Origin of the sequence: Bythopirellula sp. (genome assembly GCF_041737835.1) — a bacterium.
GTDB lineage: Bacteria > Planctomycetota > Planctomycetia > Pirellulales > Lacipirellulaceae > Bythopirellula.
In genome coordinates, this window is sequence record NZ_JBGSQY010000040.1 from 359088 (window position 1) to 384519 (window position 25432).

The 25432-nt window shown below is 49.6% G+C and carries 23 protein-coding genes; 8 read left to right on the forward strand and 15 right to left on the reverse strand.

What is annotated here, in order from left to right; all coding sequences use genetic code 11:
- Positions 1-7: 7 nt before the first annotated feature.
- From AC6T8Q_RS13115 to AC6T8Q_RS13150, 8 genes are all read right to left on the reverse strand, one after another.
- Positions 8-1459: a sigma-54-dependent transcriptional regulator gene (locus AC6T8Q_RS13115; RefSeq protein WP_496922798.1), complete on the reverse strand. Its 1452-nt coding sequence runs from the start codon at positions 1457-1459 to the stop codon at positions 8-10.
- 319 nt (positions 1460-1778) lie between these two features.
- Positions 1779-1982: a hypothetical protein gene (locus AC6T8Q_RS13120; protein WP_500679503.1), complete on the reverse strand. Its 204-nt coding sequence runs from the start codon at positions 1980-1982 to the stop codon at positions 1779-1781.
- A gap of 47 nt (positions 1983-2029) precedes the next feature.
- Entirely contained in the window at positions 2030-2518 is a 489-nt protein-coding gene (locus AC6T8Q_RS13125; protein WP_500679504.1) for a phage holin family protein, read from the reverse strand.
- Positions 2497-2679: a hypothetical protein gene (locus AC6T8Q_RS13130; RefSeq protein ID WP_496922795.1), complete on the reverse strand. Its 183-nt coding sequence runs from the start codon at positions 2677-2679 to the stop codon at positions 2497-2499. Before AC6T8Q_RS13130 ends, AC6T8Q_RS13125 begins: the two co-directional genes overlap by 22 nt.
- Complete coding sequence (locus AC6T8Q_RS13135) at positions 2672-3088, reverse strand: hypothetical protein (protein WP_500679505.1); 417 nt, start codon at positions 3086-3088, stop codon at positions 2672-2674. Before AC6T8Q_RS13135 ends, AC6T8Q_RS13130 begins: the two co-directional genes overlap by 8 nt.
- Before the next feature lie 23 nt (positions 3089-3111).
- A complete protein-coding gene (locus tag AC6T8Q_RS13140; RefSeq protein ID WP_500679506.1) occupies positions 3112-3423 on the reverse strand; it encodes a hypothetical protein in 312 nt (103 codons plus the stop codon).
- 33 nt (positions 3424-3456) lie between these two features.
- Complete coding sequence (locus AC6T8Q_RS13145) at positions 3457-3864, reverse strand: CsbD family protein (protein ID WP_496922793.1); 408 nt, start codon at positions 3862-3864, stop codon at positions 3457-3459.
- A gap of 201 nt (positions 3865-4065) precedes the next feature.
- Complete coding sequence (locus AC6T8Q_RS13150) at positions 4066-4614, reverse strand: hypothetical protein (RefSeq protein ID WP_500679507.1); 549 nt, start codon at positions 4612-4614, stop codon at positions 4066-4068.
- 354 nt (positions 4615-4968) lie between these two features.
- Here AC6T8Q_RS13150 and AC6T8Q_RS13155 point away from each other — a divergent pair, with 354 nt between their 5' ends.
- Together AC6T8Q_RS13155 and AC6T8Q_RS13160 are read left to right on the forward strand one after the other, a co-directional pair.
- Positions 4969-5136, forward strand: coding sequence for a DUF1328 domain-containing protein (locus tag AC6T8Q_RS13155; protein ID WP_496922791.1), 168 nt, complete (start codon positions 4969-4971; stop codon positions 5134-5136).
- A gap of 110 nt (positions 5137-5246) precedes the next feature.
- Positions 5247-5567 carry a hypothetical protein gene (locus tag AC6T8Q_RS13160; protein ID WP_500679508.1) on the forward strand — a complete coding sequence of 107 codons (321 nt, stop codon included), beginning with the start codon at positions 5247-5249 and terminating at the stop codon, positions 5565-5567.
- Here the strand turns inward: AC6T8Q_RS13160 and AC6T8Q_RS13165 are convergent.
- The 3 genes from AC6T8Q_RS13165 to AC6T8Q_RS13175 form a co-directional block, all read right to left on the reverse strand.
- On the reverse strand, positions 5545-6654 hold the full coding sequence (locus AC6T8Q_RS13165) for a zinc-binding metallopeptidase family protein (protein ID WP_500679509.1): 1110 nt from the start codon (positions 6652-6654) through the stop codon (positions 5545-5547). The genes AC6T8Q_RS13160 and AC6T8Q_RS13165 overlap by 23 nt on opposite strands.
- Positions 6655-6796: 142 nt before the next feature.
- A complete protein-coding gene (locus tag AC6T8Q_RS13170) occupies positions 6797-7000 on the reverse strand; it encodes a CsbD family protein (RefSeq protein WP_500679510.1) in 204 nt (67 codons plus the stop codon).
- 91 nt (positions 7001-7091) lie between these two features.
- Complete coding sequence (locus AC6T8Q_RS13175) at positions 7092-7613, reverse strand: PRC-barrel domain-containing protein (protein WP_500679511.1); 522 nt, start codon at positions 7611-7613, stop codon at positions 7092-7094.
- Between the two features lie 452 nt (positions 7614-8065).
- Here AC6T8Q_RS13175 and AC6T8Q_RS13180 point away from each other — a divergent pair, with 452 nt between their 5' ends.
- Both AC6T8Q_RS13180 and AC6T8Q_RS13185 read left to right on the forward strand, forming a co-directional pair.
- On the forward strand, positions 8066-11824 hold the full coding sequence (locus tag AC6T8Q_RS13180) for a PAS domain S-box protein (RefSeq protein ID WP_500679512.1): 3759 nt from the start codon (positions 8066-8068) through the stop codon (positions 11822-11824).
- 199 nt (positions 11825-12023) lie between these two features.
- Positions 12024-12230, forward strand: coding sequence for a carbon storage regulator (locus AC6T8Q_RS13185; RefSeq protein ID WP_496922785.1), 207 nt, complete (start codon positions 12024-12026; stop codon positions 12228-12230).
- A gap of 3 nt (positions 12231-12233) precedes the next feature.
- Here the strand turns inward: AC6T8Q_RS13185 and AC6T8Q_RS13190 are convergent, their stop codons facing one another.
- On the reverse strand, positions 12234-12944 hold the full coding sequence (locus tag AC6T8Q_RS13190; protein ID WP_496922784.1) for a phosphatase PAP2 family protein: 711 nt from the start codon (positions 12942-12944) through the stop codon (positions 12234-12236).
- 6 nt (positions 12945-12950) lie between these two features.
- The gene (locus AC6T8Q_RS13195; protein WP_500679513.1) at positions 12951-13856 is read right to left on the reverse strand and encodes a diacylglycerol/lipid kinase family protein; all 906 of its coding nucleotides are present in this window, start codon (positions 13854-13856) and stop codon (positions 12951-12953) included.
- Between the two features lie 269 nt (positions 13857-14125).
- On the opposite strand from AC6T8Q_RS13195, the gene AC6T8Q_RS13200 reads away from it, so the two are divergent.
- Positions 14126-15955: an alpha-amylase family glycosyl hydrolase gene (locus tag AC6T8Q_RS13200; protein ID WP_500679514.1), complete on the forward strand. Its 1830-nt coding sequence runs from the start codon at positions 14126-14128 to the stop codon at positions 15953-15955.
- 25 nt (positions 15956-15980) lie between these two features.
- Positions 15981-16184, forward strand: coding sequence for a hypothetical protein (locus AC6T8Q_RS13205; RefSeq protein ID WP_500679515.1), 204 nt, complete (start codon positions 15981-15983; stop codon positions 16182-16184).
- 58 nt (positions 16185-16242) lie between these two features.
- Here AC6T8Q_RS13205 and AC6T8Q_RS13210 read toward each other — a convergent pair whose 3' ends face one another.
- A complete protein-coding gene (locus tag AC6T8Q_RS13210) occupies positions 16243-17394 on the reverse strand; it encodes a hypothetical protein (protein WP_500679516.1) in 1152 nt (383 codons plus the stop codon).
- A 147-nt stretch (positions 17395-17541) separates the two neighbouring features.
- Between AC6T8Q_RS13210 and AC6T8Q_RS13215 the strand changes: the two genes are divergently transcribed.
- Together AC6T8Q_RS13215 and AC6T8Q_RS13220 are read left to right on the forward strand one after the other, a co-directional pair.
- Positions 17542-17976 carry a hypothetical protein gene (locus tag AC6T8Q_RS13215; RefSeq protein ID WP_500679517.1) on the forward strand — a complete coding sequence of 145 codons (435 nt, stop codon included), beginning with the start codon at positions 17542-17544 and terminating at the stop codon, positions 17974-17976.
- Positions 17977-18327: 351 nt separating this feature from the next.
- Positions 18328-20082 (forward strand): glycoside hydrolase family 3 protein, encoded by a 1755-nt coding sequence (locus AC6T8Q_RS13220; protein ID WP_500679518.1) that lies wholly within the window; start codon positions 18328-18330, stop codon positions 20080-20082.
- A gap of 37 nt (positions 20083-20119) precedes the next feature.
- On the opposite strand, the gene AC6T8Q_RS13225 is transcribed toward AC6T8Q_RS13220, so the two are convergent.
- Positions 20120-25432 (reverse strand): PVC-type heme-binding CxxCH protein, encoded by a 5313-nt coding sequence (locus AC6T8Q_RS13225; RefSeq protein WP_500679519.1) that lies wholly within the window; start codon positions 25430-25432, stop codon positions 20120-20122.

Below are 25432 nucleotides of genomic sequence, written 5' to 3' on the forward strand. Positions count from 1 at the left end.
TATCTGGTCAATTTTCCAAGGTGACGACCTGATCGATAGAAATGCCGTGAGTACGAATTTTGTTTCGCAAGCTGCCACGAGTAATGCCCAAAATTCTGGATGCCTCGGACTGATTGCCACCCGCGTGTTGCAGGACCATCGTGAGCAATTCAGTCTCCATCTGAGCCAAAGTCTCAGCATAGAGATCCTTAGAGAGAGAACCGAGTCGTTCGTTGATAAATTGAGACAATCCGACCGCAGATTTTGCGGTAGAACTCTCCACGGTCTTTTCTCGGCCATGTTGTACTAACGATGGCTTTAGTTCCGTAGGAAGCGAAGATTCAAGCAAAACTTCGCCCGAACATTGCAGCATCCCTTGCCGTAAAATGCCTTGGAGTTCGCGGATGTTTCCAGGCCATTCATAATCCAACAAACGCTGTAGCGCGGCCGGCGCAATTCCCTTGACTTGTTTCCCAAGCTGACGATTGAGAAGTGCCAGAAAATGCTCTAGCAGCAGAACCACATCTCCCTCGCGATCGCGTAGTGGAGGAAGTGTGATTGTGTAGCCGTTGAGTCGGTAATATAAATCACTTCGGAAGGTACCTTCCTCAGCCATTTGCTCGAGGTCGCGATTTGTCGCCGAAATAATTCTTACATCGGTTTGAATCGTTTCGTTGCCGCCCACGCGTTCAAACTTCTGCTCTTGTAGTAAGCGTAAAACTTTTCCCTGAACCAGAGGCGACATGTCGCCCACTTCGTCGAGAAAAATCGTACCGCCGGAACACTGTTCAAACTTGCCGATACGTCGACTGTGAGCGCCCGTGAATGCCCCCTTTTCATGACCGAACAGTTCACTTTCCAGCAATGTTTCAGAAAGTGCCGCACAGTTCACGGCCAAAAATGGTCCATTTGCTCGAGAGCTGTATTGATAGATGGCGCGTGCGACCAATTCCTTGCCTGTACCACTCTCGCCGCGGACAAGAACGGTCACATTCTGTGGTGCAACGCGGCCAATGGCTTTGAATACCTCTTCCATCGCCCCGCAACGACCGATGAATGCATCACCCTTTTCGTCGGGCTTGAGCATCCCTTGCATACCAACTGGTACATTGGATATCCGTCGAGATTCCAAGGCATGACTGACTAATTCTTGTAGCCGAGCCACTTCGATGGGTTTATTGACATAATCAAAGGCCCCAAGCTTCATGGCTTGAATTGCTGTATCGCTCGAGCCAGAGCCCGTAACAACAATCACGGGCAGGCGACTGTCTTTGTCACGAATCATGCCGAATGCTTCAAGTCCCGACATATCAGGCAGCATCACATCAAGCAAAATGGCATCGGGCTTATACTCGTCGATCTTCGCAAGGCCTTCTTCTGCCGAAAACGCGCTGATCATTTCGGCATCGAGTGATTCCAAGCTCTTCTTGATCATGTGGTGAACCGAACGGTCGTCATCGATGGTTAGTATGCTTCTCATGCCATATCCAAAAAGTGAGTTATTTTGTTGCGTAATTTGCTTGCTCAATTCCGAAAACGCGAACAAGTCAAACGAAAGCCTATGTGGTAGACATCAAAAGCAACATGCGTTCCAAACAACCAATGTGAAAAAAAGCCCTGTTTATAAGGCATTTTATATAGCCGCCCAAATACACCACCCATAGGGGTGGACTGAGAACGATCAGTATGGCTGATTTTTGCCAGTGTAGTTAGTGAGTTTGGGATCAAAAGAAAAAGAGCCGACATAGAGTCGGCTCTTTCGATAAATGCGCAATCGACGGACTAGTGAGTATGTCGCTTTACCAAGGCTTTAGCTTCCAACCAAGGACAAAGCCTATGCCAAAACACCACAAGGCCGCAACTTCGGGCCGTTCACGAGCATAAGCCTTCAGATAATCAATTGCGTCCTGGGCGGGCTGCAAATCTGCTCCCAGTTTCGATGAGTTAGCAGGCGTCGTTGTTTGCGAATAGGCCGTTCCGGCAGAGCCACTTTGGTTTGACATGGAAAACTCCTTGAGGTTGACGGTTTCTGTATTTCGAGCGTGTGGGACTAGAGCTGGTGATCGGCAGTCGGTTGGCTGGTCTTCCCAAGCATCACGCGCAAAGTTTCAAAGTTCTTCTCGAGTTCGCTAAGCGATCGCTGCAGGGGATTCGTACATTGCTTAAATTTTTTAATCGCCAGGGCACCTAGCCCCATGGCAACCAATAAAGCCCCTCCCGCACAGCTTAACTGGGCGACGTGTGGCTGCCACTGCAGTTCCTCAACAAGGAGTGAGGAGATGCCAAAGAGCAAAATTGGCATCGCCCCCAATAGCAGAGTCGTTGACACAATCACAAACACTGTGGGCTGAATCGTTGCCACTGTCGATTTGCGTACATCGTTAACTATCAAGCGAGCTTGTAGTTCCGCCAACTCAGCAACATCACTCAATAGTTGTTTAAATCCGCTCATCTGCTGATTCTCTGCATCCTGATTATCGTGGGAAACTTTTTCCCAGCTGTAACCGTGAAAACGGTTTATCGGCGTTTGGTCAACCATGCTAGGACCACTCCTATGCTGGCGGAAACGAGTAGGGCCATTCCCGGGTGATTATGGATCGACTTTTTGAGAGCGTCGACGGAAGTTGCCACGAGATGTTGCGCTCGCTCCTGCAATTCGATCGTCTCATTTTCACGCTCTGTGTAGACAGGACTAGGCATGATCAACCTCCTCCCGCTCTGAAAACTTAGAAAACTCACTCACCTTAGTGGCCAGGAAGTTTGTGGCGGCCCGAGTGAGCGCTGCGCCGGCAATCGCGGCAACTGTACCTACTAAACCGGGGGAGGCCGACGCCTCTTTTGCCACAATTACCGTGTGTTCCTTAGCAAGCCTCTCAATATCGGCACTAGTTAACGCAGGTGCCGGTTGACGTTTCTTTGGAACAAGTAGAAACCCTGCCACGGCGGCAATTGCTACCGTCGCTAATGGATTCTTTCTGACAATGTACCGCCAATCCGTCATATTTTGGACTGATTGCTTCGTAGCCTGTGCATCTCGATCTAGACGGCCCCGCACCACTTCCATGCGTGCAAGTACCTCGTCGATATTTTGCCGGCCATTGACGTACATCTTTTCACCTTTAGCAAATTAGGCTATTTCCCCAACCGATCGCGTAACATAGTTGGCATCACTTGTTCGACCCGTTCTAGCAAGTTACGGCCAAATCGTTCTGCAGTATGGCGATCAAATGCGCCATACGAACGTCGTGGCTCTTCGTGGGTCAACAGACGACTCAACAATAGCCCCACCCCAAAGCCAGCAAGACAGGTCACCATCAGCGATCGAGCAGGGCGGTCCTGTATAAGCTGTGAAATTTGCTCCGTGCCTCGATGAACATAATTATTAACTGACGACAAACAATCGTCAGCACAGTTCGCCATATCTTCGTATTTTTCAGCAATCATGATTAATCTCCTTATATCAAAGCAGGCATTGCCTTATTTGGAGCGGAACATCAAACCGACGACAACCCCCACAAGCAAACCCGTGCCGAACGAAACAATGACCGATTCCGCAGGGCGTTGCCGGACCATATCCTGAGCACGACCATATTGTTCCTTGGCCATGTCAGATGCTTGATTCGCATACTCCTGTGCAGCCTGGGTCGCTCCTTGCACGGCTTGTGAAGCATTGCCGAGCATACTCGAGGACTGTTCCGAGAGAGATTTCAAAGTGTTCTCGATTTCTGTACGAGCAACACCTGTCTTTTTCTGAATGACACCGACCAAACGGTCAATGCTTCCTTCCACTTGCTTGAGGTCATCATCACTGATGTTGCCCCATTCCTGCTTGACGCGACCTTTGATATCGTTCCAAGTGCCGGTTAGTTCTTCTTTGGTAAGCATAGTAAGACTCCCTTTGAGTAAGAGTATTAAGGTAAGGTCATCTAATTAGGTTGACGCACATATGCAATTAACAGAAGCAACCGTTGTGCCAATCAACAAAATTGTACGTCGTAATTTGAGTGGCCGCTTTTCCGAGGAAAATCGAATTTTTCCCATTTATTGATTCTTCCACTTAACGAGACGACAAGTCAACAACGGCAGCTATTTCGAGGAAAAATCAGGGTTCTTGTTGAGTTCTAAAGGTTCTGCGCCGGCCGCTTCGAGCACTCCAGCAGCGTCAACTTGCATTGAATCGGTGTGCTCGAGATTCGAGAAATCAACAGCTACAAGAGTCTTGCCGTCGGCCACAGCGAGTTCATAGTAATCTGCGGCTTCCGTTTCGAAGCCACGTTCGGCCATTGCACCGGCTAGACCACCCACGACTCCACCGGTTAGAAAGCTTGCTAAACCACCTGCAAGTAGAATTGGCACTCCTGCTCCCGTCACTATAGCTGCGACTGAGGTCAAACCTGCAAGTACAGCACCTGTGGTACCTCCTAGCACGGCTGCACTCTTCCAATCTTCAGAATCAACATCTGGGCGATATTCTGGAAAATGCTGTCGAACCACGTCGCTGGAACTAATGACAGTAATCTGCTCTTGAGTGAGCCCGATATTCTCAAGCCCTCGAACAGCGGCTTCAGCGTCATGTAGCGTCGAGAAGACACCAACAATCATGTTGGTAGATTGTGTTTTTTCATTTTGCAACATAGCAGTCCCTTTCTCAGTGATCGAAATGCAAACTTGTTGACCAACTCGGTCGCAATTTGTATGCCGCGTCTTAAACTGCAATGAAGCAAATGCATCGGCATGCTCCTGGACCAGGGTGATCGATAAACGACCAGCACTTCATCAAACGCTTCAACCTTGCTCTGGCAAATTTAAGTGCAGAAATCAATGAGACAATTAAATTGCCTACAAAACGAAGCCTGATTTTGTTTTGGCATAGTGATTGCATCCACTTAGAACGTCGAGACGCAAGAGCTCACTCGAACGTCTCAAGCCGACTTACATTGGGTCAAGCGGCGAAATCTTAGATTCACTTGTGGAAAGTTGAGGTGTGAGATGTTGAGTTGGGCGCTAACGTTTTTGATTGTTGCTTTGATCGCAGCTGCTCTCGGTTTTGGTGGTGTTGCCGGAGCTGCGACAGGCATTGCCAAAATATTGTTCTTTGTCTTTATAGTCCTGTTTCTGATCAGCTTGGTGGTTCCACGGTTACGAAATTCCGTATAGTGGACATCACGCGCTGAAATAGTGGAACAGGCAAACTCCGCCGCTAGAACTCATGAGGCTAGCGGCGGTTTTTTTATGCGATAATGTTTACTTGATTTAAGGTATTTAACATGAGAGCTATCATTGTTCTTGCTTTAATTGTGTTGCTTATGGGATTCGCCGGCTGGTTAACCTTCGGAAGTGTCCCAGGCAAAACAAGCATCACAATTGAAACGGATGAGATCCGGCGTGACACCGAAGATGCCTTGGAAAAGACGGAAGAGGTGATCAAGTCCGGGGCTCGTGCCATTTCGAATGACGACAATACAGTCCAAGAGCAACCGGTTGCTCCAAGCACCGCTTCCGCCGAATTAGAACCCCACTCCAGAGATACGGAACCTGTCACGACTACGCCCACTGAAACGCCAGTTACGAGTCCTGTGACGCCGTAAGTGCTTCTGAAAGAGGTTCTATCTCGGGAATATTGGTCAACTTTCTAGATTCATCGATCACGGGATTGAGGATGAGTTGATGAATGTAAGTAAGTTTCTTGACGACCGGATCGGCAATAATCTCGGGCACAAGATCAAAGATTCCTAAACATCGATTAATCTCGTTCACGATGATGCCCAGCTTTTGATAGGCGGTAATGTATTTCGTGCATTCATCGTTCATCTTCATAGCTGGCAAGGGCAATTTAAGATGTTGAGCCGTATCAAGCACGGAGCGTATATCAAGATAAAGTGCGAATGTTTCGGCAAAATCCTCCCAAGGGTGTGCCGTCGAATAAGCGCTGACGTAATTTAGGGCCCAGTCAGGACGTGGACCTTTGGCATAATATTGGGTGAGTGCCGTTCCGTAGTCAGGATTATTATGGTCTCCAAATATGGCCATGAAAGCTTCTTCATCTGTGTCTTGCACAAGCAATTGCCAATAGTAGTGCCCGACTTCGTGCCGAAAATGGCCGATTAAAGTGCGCTGGGCTTCGTTCATATCAACACGAAGTTGCTCCCGCTTGACATCGTCGGCCTCGTCGATATTGATCGTAATTTTTCCGTCAGCATGTCCTGTATAGACGTACTCTGTTTCTTCTCCTTTACGATAGACGCAATTGTCGGCGAGAACGTTGCCTTTGAAGTCAAAACTTAGTGCTGGCACGACACCGCCATAGGGAAGATTAAGCAAATCCAGTTGGTAGAGAAGTCGCCGCTTGGCTTGTTCCAACCGACGCCACTTAACGCGATTGATTTCAATGGCGAGATCAGGAATTGTTTCCGTTAGCACGCACGAAGTGCAAAGTGCATCTTGGGAGAGCTCGGGGTCAGCCGCGACAAACCGATTGCAAACTTGCTCAACGCTAAAGTTATGGCACTTCTGTGCGACTTGGCCACAGTTATCACATACAAAGTGATCGTTATCATTCAAAAAAGAAGCAATCTGACCGCAAGCTTCGCACCACCCCACATCGCGGCCGCACGCTAAACATTGAGTGTTCTCAAAGAACAAGCGGATACCACACTGGCAGGAAAAAGTACGCATATACCGAATCGACTCTTACGTGAAATGTTATTAATTGAACAAGCGAATTATACAAAAAAAGCGGCCGTATTACAGATGTTGTGAAACTCATACGTTTCACGGACATTGAGCAATACCGCCGCTCGTGGTTACCATTATCCGATCAGCAATTGCAGCTTTTAGCGAACTGCTCCATTTCTTGATCAACCTTTTCCTTTGCGTAGCCATAACGCTCTTGAATACGGCCGGCAAGCTCTTCGCGCTTGCCTTCAACGCGATCCAGATCGACGTCGGTGAGCTTTCCCCATTGCTGCTTGGCTTTACCCTTCATCTGTTTCCAATTGCCTTGAATTTGATCCCAGTTCATTGTTATTCTCCCTCGTAAAAAATTGAAAAAAATAGCCGCCCCACGGCTTGCCCCGTGGAACGGCATCGGCGAGTGAGCAATTACTCACTCATTATCGATTGGTATTGACGTTGACACTCACGCCATAATGACGGTCGTTGTCTGTCGACCACTTCTCATTGCCAAAATCTGGCCAGTGGTCTTGATCAAAACCAGGGGCTTTTTCGAGCTTTTCCTTGGTTGTGTTTAACGAAAGGTAAGAATTGCCATCTTCGTCCTTGCGGCATTCAAAAGCCTTCCAGGGTACAGCAACCATCTTATCGCCAATGCCCAGGAAACCGCCGACAGAGACTGCCGCATAGCGAATAGTTCCGTTCTCGGCATCGAGAACTAGATCATCAACTTCGCCAATCGTGTCTTCATTGTTCGGAGACATGACATTAAGACCTAGGACTTCACTCGCGCGATGAATCTTGCTGGCAGCCGAGTTAACATCGCCACGATAGTTCGCCGAATGCTGCTGGTCTGCTGGTTTCTGTAAACTCGGGTCAATGGTTTGTACTTCTTGGGCCTGGCTAAGCCCAACACAGGCGAACACAATCGCAAGTGCGCCAAACAGTTTTGTGACAGACATCTTTTTTCTCCTTATTGCGGCCTTGAAAGGCCATATTCGAGTAGATCGGCGTCAGAGCGACTAACGTCCGAAGTGTTTCTCCCCAGACATTCTCTGGAAAGCGATGGACTTCTTGAGTTGCAAAGGCTATGCCGATCATCGCTCCTTAGTAAACACTAAGGAACTCAACTAAGAATTGTTATGAATCAAAAGCGAATGAGTCCGCTATTGGACGTTTACAAACCATCCCGCAGTATGATGGAGCAGCAAAACCCTGCTTCTAGACGATCAGTTGTGCCTTTTACGGCAAATCCCAAACTGAGCCACTTGCTACGGCAAACCCATAGTGAACATACTGTTACTAATTGATAGGGTTGGTTTGTAATCGCTCAGAAATAACTTCGATAAAATCACACTGGATTGATTTCGTTCAGTCATTCATTTTTTTTTCATTCGCAGAAGGATTACGTGACTTGCAGCGGCATCGACTCCCCTTGGACAATCGGCTATTTGCGGCCTTTGGACTGATTGTCGTTTTGTTACTTGTCAGTGCCGTCGTGAGTTATTTGAACACGCAACAGCTGTATGAAGATTCTAAGTGGGTGGCTCACACCCACGAAGTGATCGCCGCCTTGGATAGCCTACTGGCCTCGGCGGTTGATGCTGAGACCGGCCAACGCGGATTTATTATTACTGGCAAGGAAAGCTATCTTGAACCCTACCAGTCAGCTTTGTCCGTGATCCATGACCGAATGGAGGATCTAGAAAAGCTGACGTCGGACAATGAGCGGCAACAAAAGCGTGTTGCCGACATCAACACTTCGCTCCATGGTCGTCTCGCAATTTTGAAGGATGTGCTCGACAAGCGCAATTTAGAGGGATTTGAAGCTGCGCAAGAGGATCTCAAGGGAGATCGCGGTAAAGAACAAATGGATCTGCTGCGGATGCAGATTAGCGAGATGCTGGAAGCAGAACATGCTCTGCTGTTCCGTCGGTCCCAGGAAAGTCGCAATAGCTACCGGACAGCAGTCACTAGCGGTGCTATTTCCTCGCTGTTGGGAGTTCTTGCCATCGGCATGCTGTTTTATTTTGTCTCTCGCAGTATGAGCGATCGTGATCGAGCGGCCGAAATTATTCACCGTGAGCGGGAGCAACTCGAAATCACCCTTACAAGCATCGGCGATGGCGTCATTGCCACCGATCCGCAGGGACGTGTGACGATGCTCAATCCGATTGCCGTGGAATTGACGGGCTGGACGCAAGAAGACGCGGCCGGCCAAGATTTGACCACCGTTTTTAATATCGTCAACGAAACCACAGGGGAAGTCGTTGATAATCCGGCCCTACGGGCGCTTGAGCAGGGCACGATCGTTGGCTTAGCTAATCACACGGAATTGATTGCCAAAGATGGCAGACGGTGCGCGATTGCCGACAGCGCCTCTCCCATACGCGGTTTAAGCGGAGAAATTCATGGAGCCGTGCTGGTCTTTCGTGACGTTTCCGAAGATCGCCAGTCGGAAAAGGCGTTGCGAGAAAGTGAAGCCCTTAAAAGCGCTATTCTCAATACGGCTTTGGACGCCATGATCACCTGCGACCATGAAGGCCGCGTCATCGAATTCAATCCGGCCGCCGAGCAAATCTTTGGCTATTCACGTGATGTAGCAATGGGAAAAGAACTCGGCGACCTGATTGTCCCGCCCAGTCTTCGAGATCGCCATAAGCAGGGTATGATTCGCCATCTTGAAACAGGCCAATCGTCGATTCTGAACAAAAGATTGGAACTAACCGCATTACGAGCTGATGGAACTGAATTCCCCGTCGAACTGGCGATCACGCGAATTCAAGGCGATGGCTTGCCTCGATTTACGGCCTACCTACGCGACATAACTCAGGAAAAGAAAGCGAAAGCCGAACTTGCTGAACGGATCCAATTGCTGGCTGAGAATCGCAAGTTGCTGGAAGTAACACTCACAAGTATCGGTGATGCAGTCATGACGACTGATGCCGAAGGGCGTGTTACCTTCCTAAACAGCGTTGCGCAACAACTGACCGGGTGGACCCAAGAGGAAGCAGCTGGCCAACTCGCTAACCACGTATTCCATATTATTAACGAGACTTCCAGCGAACTTGTAGAAAGTCCTGTTGACAAGGTGCTTCGTGAAGGAGTCATCGTTGGTCTTGCGAACCACACTATTCTTGTTGCGAAGGATGGCCAGAGACATCCGATTGACGATAGCGGCGCTCCGATCCTCGTAGAGGGCGAAATCTTGGGAGTTGTGGTGGTCTTCCGAGACGTCGCTGAACGTCGGCGTGCCGAAACAGAACTTCAGGAATCGCGGCAGTTTCTTGTGGAATCCTTAGATGCGTTACCGGCTCACATTGCTGTGGTCGACAAGGCAGGCACGATCCTGTTGGTCAATGATGCCTGGCAACAGTTTGCGAAGCAGAATCAAACTATTGATGCTGACTATGGTGTAGGCACAAATTACTTACAGGCTTGCGAAAGCTACGGCCATGGCGAAGGTTGCCAAGATGGAGCTATCGCCGCACAAGCCATCCGGGATGTCCTTGCAAAGAAAACCTCTTATTTTGAAATGGAGTATCCATGCCACAGTCCGGATGCCTCACGCTGGTTTTTGATGCGGGTGAATCGGTTCGAGTCTGGTGACGGCCCGAGGGCAATTATATCCCATGAAAATATTACCTCGCGCGTAGAGGCCGAAGCCAATGTGCGTGAGAGCGAGGAAAACTTCCGTAGTCTGGCCGACAATATTTCGCAGCTCGCCTGGATGACCGATGAGACAGGTTATATCTTCTGGTACAACCGTCAATGGTTAGAGTATACGGGAACGACACTCGCGGACATGAAAGGCTGGGGATGGCAAACCATCCATCATCCTGACCATGTCGATCGAGTCACCGAAAAATTCAAGCAAGCTCTGGTAACGGGCGAATTCTGGGAGGATACGTTCCCTCTGCGTGGCCAAGATGGACAATATCGCTGGTTCCTTTCGCGTGCCCGGCCGATTCACAACTCGGACGGCAAAATTGTCCGCTGGTTTGGAACCAACACGGATATTTCGGAACTACGAGAGCTCGAGAATGCTTTGCTCGAGGCTGATCAACGTAAAGATCAATTCCTGGCCACGCTAGGACACGAGCTTCGTAATCCGCTCGCTGGCATTTTAGGAGGCATCGAAATCCTTGAGTCGCCCACACATGATGCAGAAGATCAAATTGAAGCGCAAAGAATCATCGGGCGGCAATCTCGGTTTATGCAACGCTTAATCGACGATTTGCTCGACGTTTCACGCATAGTTCGTGGCAAAGTGACGCTCGACAAAAGCACCTTTGATCTCACGCTGTTAATTCGCGAAGTGATTTTTGACTGTCGCCGCGAAATGGATGAGAAAGGCCTGACTATAACGCTGTCGATTGAAAGTGAACCGTTACCAATCAACGGAGACCGGGAACGCTTACGCCAAGTCTTTACCAATCTAATTCACAATGCTGGCAAATTCACCGAGCCGGGGGGCGGAATAGAGGTTGTCGTTGATAAGTCCGCAAACAACGGTGTCATAAAAGTTGTGGATACCGGTATTGGCATGTCCCCAACAACGCTCAACAGCATCTTCCACCCCTTCGTTCAAGCTGACATTTCGTTGGAAAGAGGCAGGGGAGGGCTCGGTCTGGGGCTAGCGATCGTCAAAGGGCTTGTTGAACTTCATGAGGGTCGAGTCCAAGCTACAAGTGCCGGATTGAATCAGGGAAGCACCTTTCAAGTTGAGCTGCCGCTCGAAGCTACACTTCCCGCTCAGAAGTCACCTAGCCCCGATGAAAATTTCGATTCCTCTGTTGGCACATTGTCAGTACTGGTGATTGATGATCGCAGGGATGCTTCTTACCCAATCATCAAGTTTCTGGAAAAAGAAGGGCATCGCGTTCACACCGCTTTTGATGGGCCAAGTGGAGTGCAAACAGCTCATCAATATCAGCCTGACGTTGTGGTTTGCGATATTGGCTTACCCGGGATCGATGGTTACGAAGTCGCACGCCAGCTACGCTCTGACGCCAAATTTGGCAGATGCCTTCTGATAGCAGTGACTGGATACGGACAGCCACAGGACAAAAATGCGGCTCACGACGCAGGCTTTGATTTGCACCTAGTAAAACCTGTTGATCGCACTCTGCTATTACAAGCAATTCATAACTGGAACACCAATCAGAAATAATGATTTCTGACACAGCATTTTGGGAGCTTAGGCACCATGCAGTTGGATGGCACAAAGACAAGCTATTGGAGGAACAGGTAAATGAGACAAATTAGACAAAAGTAGCGGGTGAAAAATTGGCAGTTATCTCAATGGCGCACTATTTGCACAATGCCGAGCCATACTTAGGGGGAAACCGCTCTTTTTGGAGAACTGCAAAATGTTAGTTTTGTCTCGCAAGGAAGGTGATGAAATTTTGCTGCCCGAATTGGACATTGTTGTCCGCGTGCTGAAAATTCGTGGCAAAGCTGTGTCCATTGGGATTGAAGCTCCCCGGGGCATTCGCATTTTGCGGAGTGAACTGGAATCGCACTCTTATCCCTCAGAACCGATGTGGGATGACGAATTGGTACATGCGGTGGGCTAATACTTAGTCAGTTGGTCTAATGCTTTGTCCGCGGTAATCGACCCAATTATCGATCGCACGGGCTGCTGACCAACAAAGTAATGCCCAGGTGGCACCTGCGGCCCAACCCGCCAAAACGTCGGTTGGCCAATGAACGCCCAAGTACACACGGCTTAAGCCAACGAGTACGGTGAGCAACACGCCAAGAGTTAGAAAAAACATCTTCAAGCTGCGCAGTTTCTCCGCTTGGGCCATGATAGCGCCCAAGGTGAGATATGTCGTTGCGGCCATCATGGCGTGTCCACTGGGGAAACTTTTGGTCAACACATATGATCCGTGCGGCACAATATCTGGTCGTGGTCGGTCGAAGGCTGATTTCAACACCGTGCTTAGCAGAATGCCACCCACCGTTGCCACAATGATAAGCATGGCCGTTTGACGTCGGTTGCGAATCCATTCGTAAATCGCGACGGATATTGTGAGTGGGGTAAGAATTGCATACCCACCCAAGGCCGTAATATCCCGCATCACTTCCTCGAACCAGCGGGGACCAATCGGGTCTGATTTATCGATGGGATCACGCAATGACAAAACGATCCATTCATCGATTTCACGCGAATCTCCTTCGTTCACGGCATCCGCAAGTTCAATAAAGGTCCACACGCCTCCCGCACTTAAGATCAAAAGAATCAGTATCACTGGTTCGCGCACGACGGCAGCAATAAATTTCTGCATGAGAATTTAACCGTTCTGGAATTCCTCGCCCACGATGACATTCAACGCTGCCGGCAAGCAGCGGAATGAAATCGGTTGCTCATCGACAATGTCACCATCCAAAGAGAATTTAACAGGGGGTTGTGATTTCAACGCAATATGTCGGGCCTGTCGGTAAATGACCTGATTGGAATCAATATAGTCGTCGAACAAATACCGAGCTGACAAGTCTGCAAGGTCAATCATTGTGCCCGACTGGATGATTACCAAGTCCAGCAAACCGTCGTTTAACCGCGCCTGGGGAGCGACTTCCACGCGACCAGCGGATGTTTTCCCATTGGCGACAAGGAGATTCCACACAGAGTAGTCCTGCGGCTCGGCACCGTCGATGCTTATCGTCGTATCAAAGCTCTTCAGATCGTTGAGAATACTCACTGCCCCCCTGATGTAACAGAGTGCTCCCCAGCGTTGCTTCATCTCCGCGGTGATTGCTTCAGTCACACGATGGCTATTACCCCCGGTAGCAATGTTTGCAAAGCGAGTCGTCAGCGATTCTGTCTCCAGTTCAACCACGTCAACAGCTTGAACACGGCGATTTTGCAGCGTTTCCCAGGCTAATTCTGGGTCGTTCGAAATCGCCAGTGACGCACACCAATCGTTGGCCGTGCCAAGGGGTAAGACGCCGAGAGTGACATCATTCGGCGCTGTGCTTAATCCATTGATCACCGAATTCACCGTGCCATCACCACCAGCAGCGATAATCAACTTGGTTCCTTGCTCGCAGGCGATTCTCACTTTTGCTTGAGCATCGGTGGCGGAAGTGGGCTCATAAATCGTCACTTCAGGATGATCGATGAATTTTTGGCGAATCGCCACAGCTTGCTCGATTGACCCTGCATTCGGATTCCAAATAACAAGTGTGTTTTTATCCATAACTCATATTGTTATGAAAATGCCATGCCGTCAGATATTCGAGAGCAAACAGTGGCTTTTTCTCGAAGTTGCAGAGTTTCTGGTCGTCGTGAAACCAACTATTGGTTTAAAGATGACCTTCTTTGAGATCATGTTCCAGTACTTCAGTAAATCACCAGGTATATCCCATGAAACAGGTTGATATTAACGTCGGCATAATAAATGCAATATTTGTATATAGATTCTCCACTTCGTCCAGTTAGCTTAAGTCCAAATGAAAGGCACGCGAAATGTCAACCGTTTGTGAGCCGAACAATCGCCAGACCACGAAGGAAATTCAGACCGTGAAAGTTGAAGGAATGGGATGCATACTTCACGAGGAGGGTGTTGCATTTAGAGTTTGGGCTCCACACGCTGAGAGCGTCAGCGTGATTGGCACTTTCAATGAATGGAAGGAGACTGCCAATGTCCTCGAAGCTGAGGCTAACGGACATTGGTATATCAATGTTCCTGAAGCAAAGATTGGCGACGAGTATCGTTACGTCATTATCAATGGTGACCAAAAACTCAGTCGCATTGACCCCTACAGCCGTGAGGTGACAAATTCGATCGGCAACTCGGTTGTGCATGATCCTGAATTCGATTGGGAAAGTGACGATTTTACGATTGCCGCTTTCAACGAACTCATTATCTATGAAATGCACGTCGGAACATTCAATCGCTCCCGACCTAATGTACCCGGCACCTTTGAACAAGTAGCTCATAAGCTGGATTACTTGCGGCGCTTGGGCGTCAATTGCATTCAACTCATGCCCACGGCAGAGTTTGCTGGGGATCTCTCTTGGGGTTACAATCCTGCCCATATCTACGCGGTCGAGAGTGCTTATGGCGGTCCCTGTGGCTTGAAGGAACTTGTCAAACGCGCCCATCAACATGGCATCGCGGTCATTTTGGACGTCGTTTACAACCATTTCGGACCGAGCGATCTCGATATCTGGCAATTTGATGGTTGGAGTCAAGACGGCAAAGGGGGTATCTACTTCTACAACGACTGGAAATCAAGCACTCCTTGGGGAGATTCGCGCCCCGATTACGGCCGCGCGGAAGTGCGTAGCTATATCCACGATAACGCCATGATGTGGCTCGAAGATTATCACATGGACGGTTTGCGTTATGATATGACGCTCTTCATGCGATCCGTAGACGGCGCACGCGAGCTACCAGAGGGTTGGTCGTTGGCGCAGTGGGTTAACCGCGAGACCCATTTCAAATATCCGCACAAAATCACGATCGCTGAGGACTTGCAAAACAACGACTGGATGACCAAACCCGCCGACTGGGGCGGGGCAGGTTTTTCCAGTCAATGGGACGCTGGCTTCGTGCATCCGATTCGCAACGTTGTGCAACAAACGGAAGACCAATATCGATCAATGTTCGCGGTCCGTGATGCACTGTGCCATCGCTACAACTATTCCGCATTCGAGCGAGTTATCTACAGCGAATCGCACGACGAAGTTGCCAACGGAAAAGCTCGTGTCCCATCGGAAATCGATCCCAAAGATCCTAAAGGTTGGTACGCACAGAAACGGTCTACGCTTGCGGCCTGCATGGTCTTCACGGCCCCGGGAATTCCGATGATCTTTCAAGGCCAAGAATTTCTCCGTAGCGGTTGGTTTGATGACTCGCGCGGGATCGACTGGAGTGAAGAGAAAGACTGCGAAGGAATCGTTCGCCTGTACCGCGACCTAATTCGCTTACGGCTGAATAAAAAGGGTTTCACTTCTGGACTGACGGGCCAAAAAATTGAATGCCATCACCTAAATGATAGTGACAAACTTATTGCATTCCGACGCTGGAAAGACGGAGGACAGGGCGACGATACAATCATTGTCGCCAATTTCTCCAATAAGGCATGGGAAGACTATCGCATCGGCTTTGTGCGTGAGGGACATTGGCAACTTCGATTTAACAGTGATGCCAAATTCTATAGTGAAAATTTCGAAAACTTCAACTCTCATGATGTTCAAGCCGAAGCGGCTCCTTACGACGGCCTCCCCGCCAGCGGTGCAGTAAACATCGCCCCCTACAGCGTACTTATCTTCTCTGAGAACGTTTCTTAACACCATCTTATCGAAGGATACGATCATGCTTGCGACTTCAGAATTTGCTATTGGAGAACAGCCAGGCAATGGCTGTTATCGCTGCTGCAAATGCAATTCTTATGTGGCTCAGTTGTTGGGTCCCGAAGAGCAATTGCCACCTTGTGAAAATTGTGGTTCCGCTGGTGACGTGCGCTACAAGGCCGCAGACGGAGAAGCCTGCGATTCGCACGGTCCTGAGGAATGTTGAAACTTCGTTTCGACAACACAGTTAAAGCGGGGCATGCTATCAATGCCCCCTTTTTAAATCAATTCTTTGCTTCTGGAATTTCCTCTGTGTCCGCTTGAACAGCTGCTTGTGCATCAGGGTTTTGTGAGCGAATAAGCACCCAACCATCGATGACCTGAACATTGACGGGTAGAACCCCGTCTTCACCGGTTAAATCAACACCGGGAATACCAACATCCGGCAATTGTTCAGCTAGCCATGCCCCCGCATTATCGATTGCCTCTGGAATAGTCCCATCAGGTCTGGCAATGAGTGCGGTTTGAAACCAGAGCTCGGTATCACTCGGATCGATGCCTTCTACTGGGCAAACCTTCGCAAGTGGCGATGCATCGCCACCAGCAAAACTGACGTTGATGCAATTCGAGCTCGTTGAAAACTGAACACCGGCGTCGTTCAATTTTGGCAAAATCACCGACATTAACGGGCGATTATCGATACGCTTGTTGAGTTTTGCAATCTGTTGATCGACGATTCGATTAACGTCGGCCAATACCTGTTTGTCGGTATGCTCGCCGCTGATTCGCTCTGCCGTCGCATTGCACTCAATCGCACGCCGCGTGGCAATTCGGCTCACAAGCCGTCCTCGTAACCCAGGCAACGAAGAATCTGCGCCCAAAGGGATGATCTTGGTACTACTTTCAATCGTACCGGGGGTGGTGACAAATTCCTCGCCATCAAATCGGACAATCTTCTTGGCAGTCCAAGTCGTGATTGATCGGGAATGGATAATCGCTGGTCCGTTGCGACCTACAGTGCGGGAATCCGTGGAACCAGAGATTTTCACGTTAAACGAAGCATTATCTTGATCGGCCTTAGTATCAACGTCGGCCCGCCCTTTTGTATGGGCGGTTCCAGTGGCATGGGTGCCGAGAACAACTCGTGTTACAGGAGTGCGTTTATTGATGTCGCGCGCGAAAAGCTCTTCGAGGTAACGCTCGGAAACCCGCATTATCATTACGCCACGCAGTTCGATCTTTGGAACTTCAATCTCTTCAGAGGCATCCTGCTCCTCGGCAGCTGGCTGAGCAATAGATTGGGGGCTAAACGGTCTAATTGGCAGGAGTGTGAACAGCAACGTTAACAAGATGACTCTACACATAGTAATGAAGCCTAAGCTAAGGAAATGTTGCATTAATAAAAGAGAATTTGTTCCTAGATAGTAAATCAGCAAGGCGCATGCCATTAAGAATTAACATTTTTCTAGTTGCGTCCAGATTACAGCGGAATGATTGCTTGGCACGGCAGATGCGTTTGGAAAACGCAGGACAGAATTTCCAAAAAAGTGATCCTCGAACATTTAAGAACGAAGAGGCGAATTATGAAAAACTCGTATACCGATCAATTAATTAATGAGTTCCCAGCTGAAAAAAATGCTGCGTACTGGTGGGGTGAACATGAGCACAGCGCTAAAGCAGAGAGCGAAGAACCCATGCACTTGATAAGAGTTTCAGGGTCAGCTGAAATTGCCAAGCAAGCAATTGAGGCAGATCAATATGCACGGGAGTCACTGCCAACGGCAGCCAAGGAAGAGTTGGCTCACGATCTCGGCTACAAGAGTGCTCGGCATATGATGGAGCAGACGGAAATAGTTGCTCTGCCAACGGGATCGTACATGCATTTGACGATCGACTCTGACGGATTCTGGGTTGCCTGGAACGACAAGCCCAATTATGACTTACAACGCTTCAATAGCAGACAACACGCGCTCACGTCTCTACACGAGGATGCGGGATCGATTGTTCTACAAAGCTAGTCAAAGTACGGAAAAACGCTTCCAATGGATTACTCTGCAAGAATGAGACGGCACCGTGCATTGGTAATAGTTCAAAGCAGAAGTGAAAGGCTAGATATTTGGCTGATATTTCGTGTGATGACCTGAAAACCGGTTTAAGCCCTGTGCTTGCCCTGGATTTTTGTTGTTGAGATAGGCAAAATGGTGACTCTTCCTTATCCCCAATTTTCCTCTCAACCTTGACCCATTTCCAATATGCGATTTATTGCGTTTTTGCTCCTTGCCACAACATTAATACAAACACCTTCCTTGGTTTTCGCTGAAACCGGGACAGAATTAAAAAACTTTTCTGCTCATCAAGAGCAGGCCAGGATGTTTCTGGCAAGGATGTCGCTCGCCGAGAAGATTGGGCAAATGACTCAGGCCGAGTTAGGTCATCTCAAGGGTTACGATGAGATCACGGAACTCTTCCTGGGCTCGATCCTAAGTGGCGGTAGTTCCGACCCCAAGGCGGGCAACGACCTCGCCTCTTGGACAGCGGCCGTTGAAGATTGTCAGGCCGCCGCACTCAAAACGCCACTCAAGATCCCACTCCTTTACGGCATCGATGCCGTGCATGGCCACAGTAATTTGTTAGATGCAGTCATCTTCCCGCATAACATTGGCTTGGGTTGCACGCGGAATGCTGATCTCGTGCGCGAAGTAAATCGTATCACTGCCGACGAAATTCGGGCGAGCACAATCAATTGGAATTTTGCACCCTGTGTCGCCGTGCCGCGTGATATTCGCTGGGGCCGCACCTATGAAGGCTTCTCTGAAGATCCCGAACTTTCTGGCAGGTTGGGTGAGGCGGCTGTATTGGGTTTACAAGGCCACAACCTGAGCGACCCGACGCGAGTACTTGCCTGCGCCAAGCATTTCGTTGCCGATGGAGGAACAAAGGCCGAAATACGACTAGCCGATTGGGAGGGCTTCGGAGATGAAAAGCGACTACGTCTCGATCAGGGTAATGTTGATATCGATGAAATCACGTTAAGAGAAATCCATCTTGCACCCTATCTACCGGCGATCGAAGCAGGCGCCGGGACGATCATGCCTTCGTACAGCAGCTGGAATGGCGTGAAATGCTCGGCGAGCAAAGAGCTGCTCACGGATATCTTGAAAGACGAAGTGGGCTTCGAAGGGTTTCTCATTTCGGATTACAACGCCATCGATCAAATCTCGAAAGACTACAAGGAAGCGATCAAGACCTCCGTGAATGCGGGCATGGATATGTTCATGGTACCAGGAAAATATCGTGAATTTATCACCTTACTGACCGAATTGGTCAACGAAGGAGAAGTGCCTCTGGAACGAATCGATGATGCCGTTCTGCGTATTCTTCAAGTAAAAGCTGCGATGGGATTGTTAGACCCAGGTGTGACGCTCACAGCGGATAAAGCATTACAAGAACAGTTCGGTTCGGAGGCCCATCGCAAAGTTGCGCGGCAAGCGGTCCGCGAGTCACTCGTTTTACTGAAAAACGACGAAAAAACCTTACCGCTTTCTAAAAACCTCAAGCATATTCACGTCGCGGGAGTCGCTGCTGACGACATTGGTATCCAATGCGGTGGTTGGACGATTGACTGGCAAGGCAAAGCAGGCGATGTCACCACGGGTGGAACGACATTGCTGGCCGCCTTACGCGAAAAATTGGGCGATAATGTTAAGGTCACATCTTCTACCGACGGCAGTGGTGCTGAAGGCGCCGACCTAATTCTTGCGGTGGTTGGAGAAATCCCTTATGCCGAGGGGGCTGGTGACGACGATGATTTGAAGCTTCCTAAAGCTGATCTGACGATGCTTGCCAAAGTCAGCGAGAGCAATATTCCAACGGTGGTTGTCCTTTATTCAGGCCGGCCATTGGATATCAGTGATGTCATTGGACAAGCTGATGCCTTCGTCGCTGCTTGGTTGCCGGGAACTGAAGGAGCCGGCATCGTGGACGTGCTCCTGGGAGACTACTCACCGACGGGCAAGCTCTCCTTCACTTGGCCTAAGTCCGCCGCACAAGAGCCAATTAATGTCGGCGACGATGAATATGACCCACTGTTTCCTTTTGGCTATGGCTTGACCTACGACAAGTAAGCAACTCTTCCCTTTAAGTGTCTTCTGCCACTTACTGCTATTGAGCCACTGGGATCTGTGGGGTTGTGTCTGGTAGTATCTCGAGCTTGAAATTGCGGAATCGCACTTCCGTGGGACCACCTGAGTGTAGCTGCAAGGCAAAGATGCCGCGTCGCTTACCTTCGGGATCCTCTAAATCCACGCACAGGTTGCCATTAATCCAGGTTTGGATATGTGCACCTTCTGCACGGATTTCGTACTTGTTCCACTGTCCATGAAGCGCGAATTGCTCGCCAGATTCTTTCCACAACAACTCACGGCCATGTTCCTCGTAGAGCTTGCCCCACCAATCATGACCGATATCCGCCTGATAGCCGGCAACTTTTGTGAACCCCTTAATCGGTTGGCTGCGAAACTGTATCCCGCTGTTGCCAGCGTTGTCCTTTAGCATCACTTCAACGGACAAATGAAAATCCTTGGCACTTAAGTCGCTAAGCAAAAACGAATTCTGCTCAAGACCTTCACTCCTACCGACGATTTCACCATTTTCAACCGACCATAATTTTTCGTCGCCTTGCCAGCCAGTTAAATCTTGGCCATTAAAAATCAGGCCCGCATTGTTCTCGGCGGCCAACAGAGGAACTTGTTTTTTACCTCGCAAGTATGCGAAGAGCGCCAGAATCTCGTCCTCAGTGAATTGAGCGAGTTGATTCTCCGGCATCATCGAAGATTCGCTAAGCATCCGCTCTTCAATTTCTTCCTTGGGGACAATTAATGTCTCTGCAGTGCTGCGGATAGTCACCGATTTGTCATTTTCGGCAATGACGATACCCGTGATCACGCGCCCGGTATCAGTGATGAGGACTGAAGTTTGATACTCCTTGGAAATCAAGGAGCTGGGATCCACGATATTGGTCAAGAGATATTCGGCGTCGGCTCGATTGGAACCCGTTAGATCTGGCCCTATATTGTTGCCCGCGCCGTAAAGGGTATGACACTGTTGGCACGTTCGGTTGAAGACTGCTCGCCCTAATTCGGAATCAGCCTGAGTCGCTTTTGCTGAAGCAAGTAATTTCCTGTAGTCAGCCATCAATTTTAGCTTGTCGGCGGCGGTCGTGCGAACTTGTCCCCAAATCTCTGTCAGCAGTTTGCTAATTTTCTCATTTTCAAGATTGTGCAATTGACGAACGAGATCCGCTGACAGATCAGATTTAGGAATTTGGCCCTCTTGAATAGCTTGCAGTAGTGCGACGGCATATTCTGCTCGTGAAGACAACGTGGAAATCGCCTTTTGTTTTTCTCCGAGCGAGTAGTCTCGGTAAGCCGCTAAAACCGCTTGTGGTGTTGCTGGATCATCGTAGAGCGCTAAACCATTGAGCGCGACGTCTCTCATTGAAGCCTCAGCAAGCAGCTTCTGCAAAGTTTTTACCAACTCAGGATCTTTAGCAGCCAATAAGGCTTTAAGAGCTTCACGGCGTTTATTAAGGTCCGAATCTTTCGATTCGATCAACTCACGAAACGCAGCAAAAGCATTCACATCACCGAATTTGATCCCGAGAGCAGTCGCCTGCGTGCGCAGGCTTTCATCCGTTGACTTAACTAATGCTTGATAAACGCTCGACCACTCATCGGGCGAATTGACAAGCCGCTGCCCTTCAAGGGCTTGTCGCATCGCCGCGATAACCGCCAACTGCTCATCGAGCTGTGTTGATTTGCCCAACGCAACAACTAAAGATGCTAAAACTTCCGGTGAATCCAAACTTGCCACACGTCGAAGCATAAAATCACGAACCTTTGGCAAGTTCTTGCCGCAGGAAAGGCCGAATTCTAGTGCACGCCTTGGATCGGCCTCCGCCAGCGGCTCAGCCGCATACCACACCATGAGCGATAAATTCTGATCTCCCGCGTCTTCACTATGGCTCGCCAATCCCGCAAGGATTTCCCAGCGACTCTCAAGCGGAAGGCGTTGAAGAGCGGAGGCAAGGTACAACCGCACCACGGGCGAAGGATCGTGATGAGCAAGTTCTGCAAGCTTTGTCAAAAACTCTGGACTGGCAGAATCATCATCGAGAGCAGAACCGCCATCGAGCGCGAGCTGAATTGCCCAGCCACGGACATAAGGACTTTCATCGCCTAAGAATTCCTGAGATAAGGCCGCGTCAATCTTGCCGATCCCATGCAATGCCCAAATCGCTCGCAGTCGGCGAGTATCGTCTTCATTCGTTGTGGCGATCTCGATGAGTTTTTCTATAGCTTTGTTATCGATCTCGCGATCACCAACACGTTCCTGAAGAATGCGACGGGCATGGCGAACATACCAATTATTGTTATTCAGCATGGCCTCGGCCAGCTCCAAATCACTCCACGACTTGAGGTCAACTACAACAGGCTCTGAATCACCATAAACGATTTTATAAATGCGACCATTACTCCGATCATGCAAATCTCGATTGCCATCGTGACAGGCCTGCATGTCGTACCAATCGATAACATAAACTTGCCCATCAGGACCGTAACGAAAGTTGAGCATCTGCGAAGCTCGATCTTGCGTCAGCAGGAAATCGGGACCATGGCTCCCCACAAGTCCAGAACCGTGAGGCTTGACGATGTCGGTGTTCAAACGTTGGCCGTGAATGTTGTTCATCACGATCGCATTTCGATATTTCTCGGGCCAAGCTCCTCCCAAGTAAAACATGGCACCAGCGTGCGCGTGGCCTCCGCCGGCTTCATTGGACTTCGCATTCCCCGAGTGAGGTGTATCCCCGAGATAATGAAAGTGATCTGCAATCGTTTTGATATCGTCATAAGTGAAACGATTGAAATGCTCACCGGCTTGGCGATGGTAGCGGCCCCCTTGGATGATGTGAAACAAATGAGGAATCACACAAGCTGTGACAACCGCTTGCCCATGATCGTTGAAATCGATTCCCCAGGGATTGCTCGTCCCGTTAGCAAAAACTTCAAACTTATGTCGCGTGGGATGATACCGCCAAATCGCCGCGTTGAGCGGCACGCGATCTTTCGGCAAGCTTCCTGGCTTACCAACGAGAGAATGTGTGAATACACCGTGGCACCCATAGAGCCAACCGTCCGGCCCCCAAGTGAAAGTGTTTAGAGTTTCATGCGTGTCTTGAAATCCCCAGCCATCTAGCAGGATTTCAGGCTTACCGTCAGGTACATCATCGCCATCCTTGTCGGGAATAAAAAGTAAATAAGGCGCGGCACCAACCCAGACCCCACCGAATCCAACTTCAAAACCGCTGACGAGATTCAAGCCTTCCGCGAAGACATTCCGCTTATCAAAACGCCCGTCGCCATCTGTATCCTCAAAGATCAGCAGGCGGTCTTGTCCTTCACCTTCGGGAGCACGATTTGGGTATTCATACGCCTCGGCCACCCAAACTCGCCCACGGTCGTCGAGGGCCATGGCAATGGGCTGCTTAATGTCTGGCTCCGCAGCGAATACCTTTGCTACAAATCCATCCGGCAAAATCATTTCGGCAACGGATTCATCCGGTGATAGACCACTGTGCGGATATTCATCGAGTTGCAATACATTTGATTCGAGAACTGAGATCTGTGGCCTGGTATCCCAAAAGCGAAAATGGTCGTAGTTGACGTGCCCCCAAGGGACGCTTGATTCATCGACAATTCGCAAGAAGATTTCTTTACCGACATGGTTGCTAAGATCAGCCACCACAGGATTCATCTGCTCGTTATCTCGACCGCTGGCTGTAAAAATGATCTCATCAGTATCCGCTCGCACTATTTCCACCCGAGTTGAGTTCTGTGAACCACCACCCACCAAGAGCGTTGCGAAGGGATGAGAAACTATGAAATTCGCGGATGTAAAAGTTCCTTGAGGTTCGTCACCACCAATCTCGAAGCTGCCAACCCAACGATCGCCGCGGTGGCCGCTAATCATGTCACCGCGTCGCGTATGAACGGTATCTCCCCAAACAGGCTGTTTTTCAAAAGCCGTCCCCGTGGCCGTCCAATCGCGGGCGTCACCAGCTTCAAAGTCGAGATTAATGACTCTGCCGTTTGCATCTTGCGCGAGATAGCCATCTTTTGGCTGTTTTTTGTTGCCTTGCCGTTGAGTAGCGACCAACTTGACGTCGGCCGTAGGGCGAGGCTGGGCTTTTTGCCATGCAGCGTGATCCACTGGCTTAGCATGATGTAGTAATGCAAAAGTTCCCTTCTTATTGCCGACAACCAAGTCGAGCCATTGGTCGCCGTTGAGATCGGCAACAACGACCTGCGTTCCAACACCAGACGATCTGTTAATTAGATGAGGAACAAAGCGTACTGTTCCACCTTCACGAACTGTCTCGAACCAATAGTTCACCGCGGGATCAAGAGAACCCGGATCTTGGTCCTTGTGAGCCCAAAATCGCTTGCCGGTGATAATGTCCAGCACACCATCGCCATTCATATCGGCGAGTGCCAACGCATGAAGTTGTGAGAAAGCAACTCCATACTCATTATCTTCAGGCCGCTCGCCCATGATGACATGTTCACGAAACTCAATTTCCCCTTCGGAATTCGTGGCAACATTTTCGAACCAGGACAATCCATAGGCGTGAGCAGCCTTGCTTGTGACAACATCGTTATCGCCATCGGCGTCAAAGTCATAGGCATACATTTGCGCCCCACCGGCGTCAGCAAACGGAACCGGATGAAATTTCCAACTCTCACCCTTAGTAAGAGTCGCTGGCTGTTCCCACCAACCTTGCTTCTCCAGCAGATCGACCCGGTCATCGTTATTAACGTCGCCAATACCTAGCCCATGATAGAAGTGATCGTAGCCACGATCGGGCGAAATCGCATGAAACGACCATGGTTGCGCCGGCTTGTTGGCGTCGTACTCCGCATATCCGAGTTGGCCATTGGTGTGACATATTATCTCTGGTTTGCCATCGCCATTGATATCGCCGAATGTGGGAGATTCATTATCAACGGTCGGGAAAGCCAAATGCTTCTGCCAGTGGCCAGACTTCCCGCGTGGATTCTGGTACCAAACAGCTTCCTTGCCCGGAAAACCAATGACAAGTACATCAAGCCATTCGTCATTATTGAAGTCATGTGCGAAGGCAAAGAAGTTGTCTGAATAGCCGTCAATGGAAAAAGCCTGTGGAGCGTAGAGTTCGGTGCGCTCCGTAAACTCTGGACCTGCATACCAATATGGTCCGGCAATCAGGTCAGGATGGCCATCTCGATTCAGATCGGCAGCTGTAGCGCCTTCGCATGTAAATTGATCGCTGAGCTGTCGTCGTTCAAACGAGTGGACGAAATGCTTGTCTTCGGCGCATGCAGTGGCACTTAAACAAACGGCCAGCACCCAGCCAACCAGAAAATTCCTGGCGGTCAT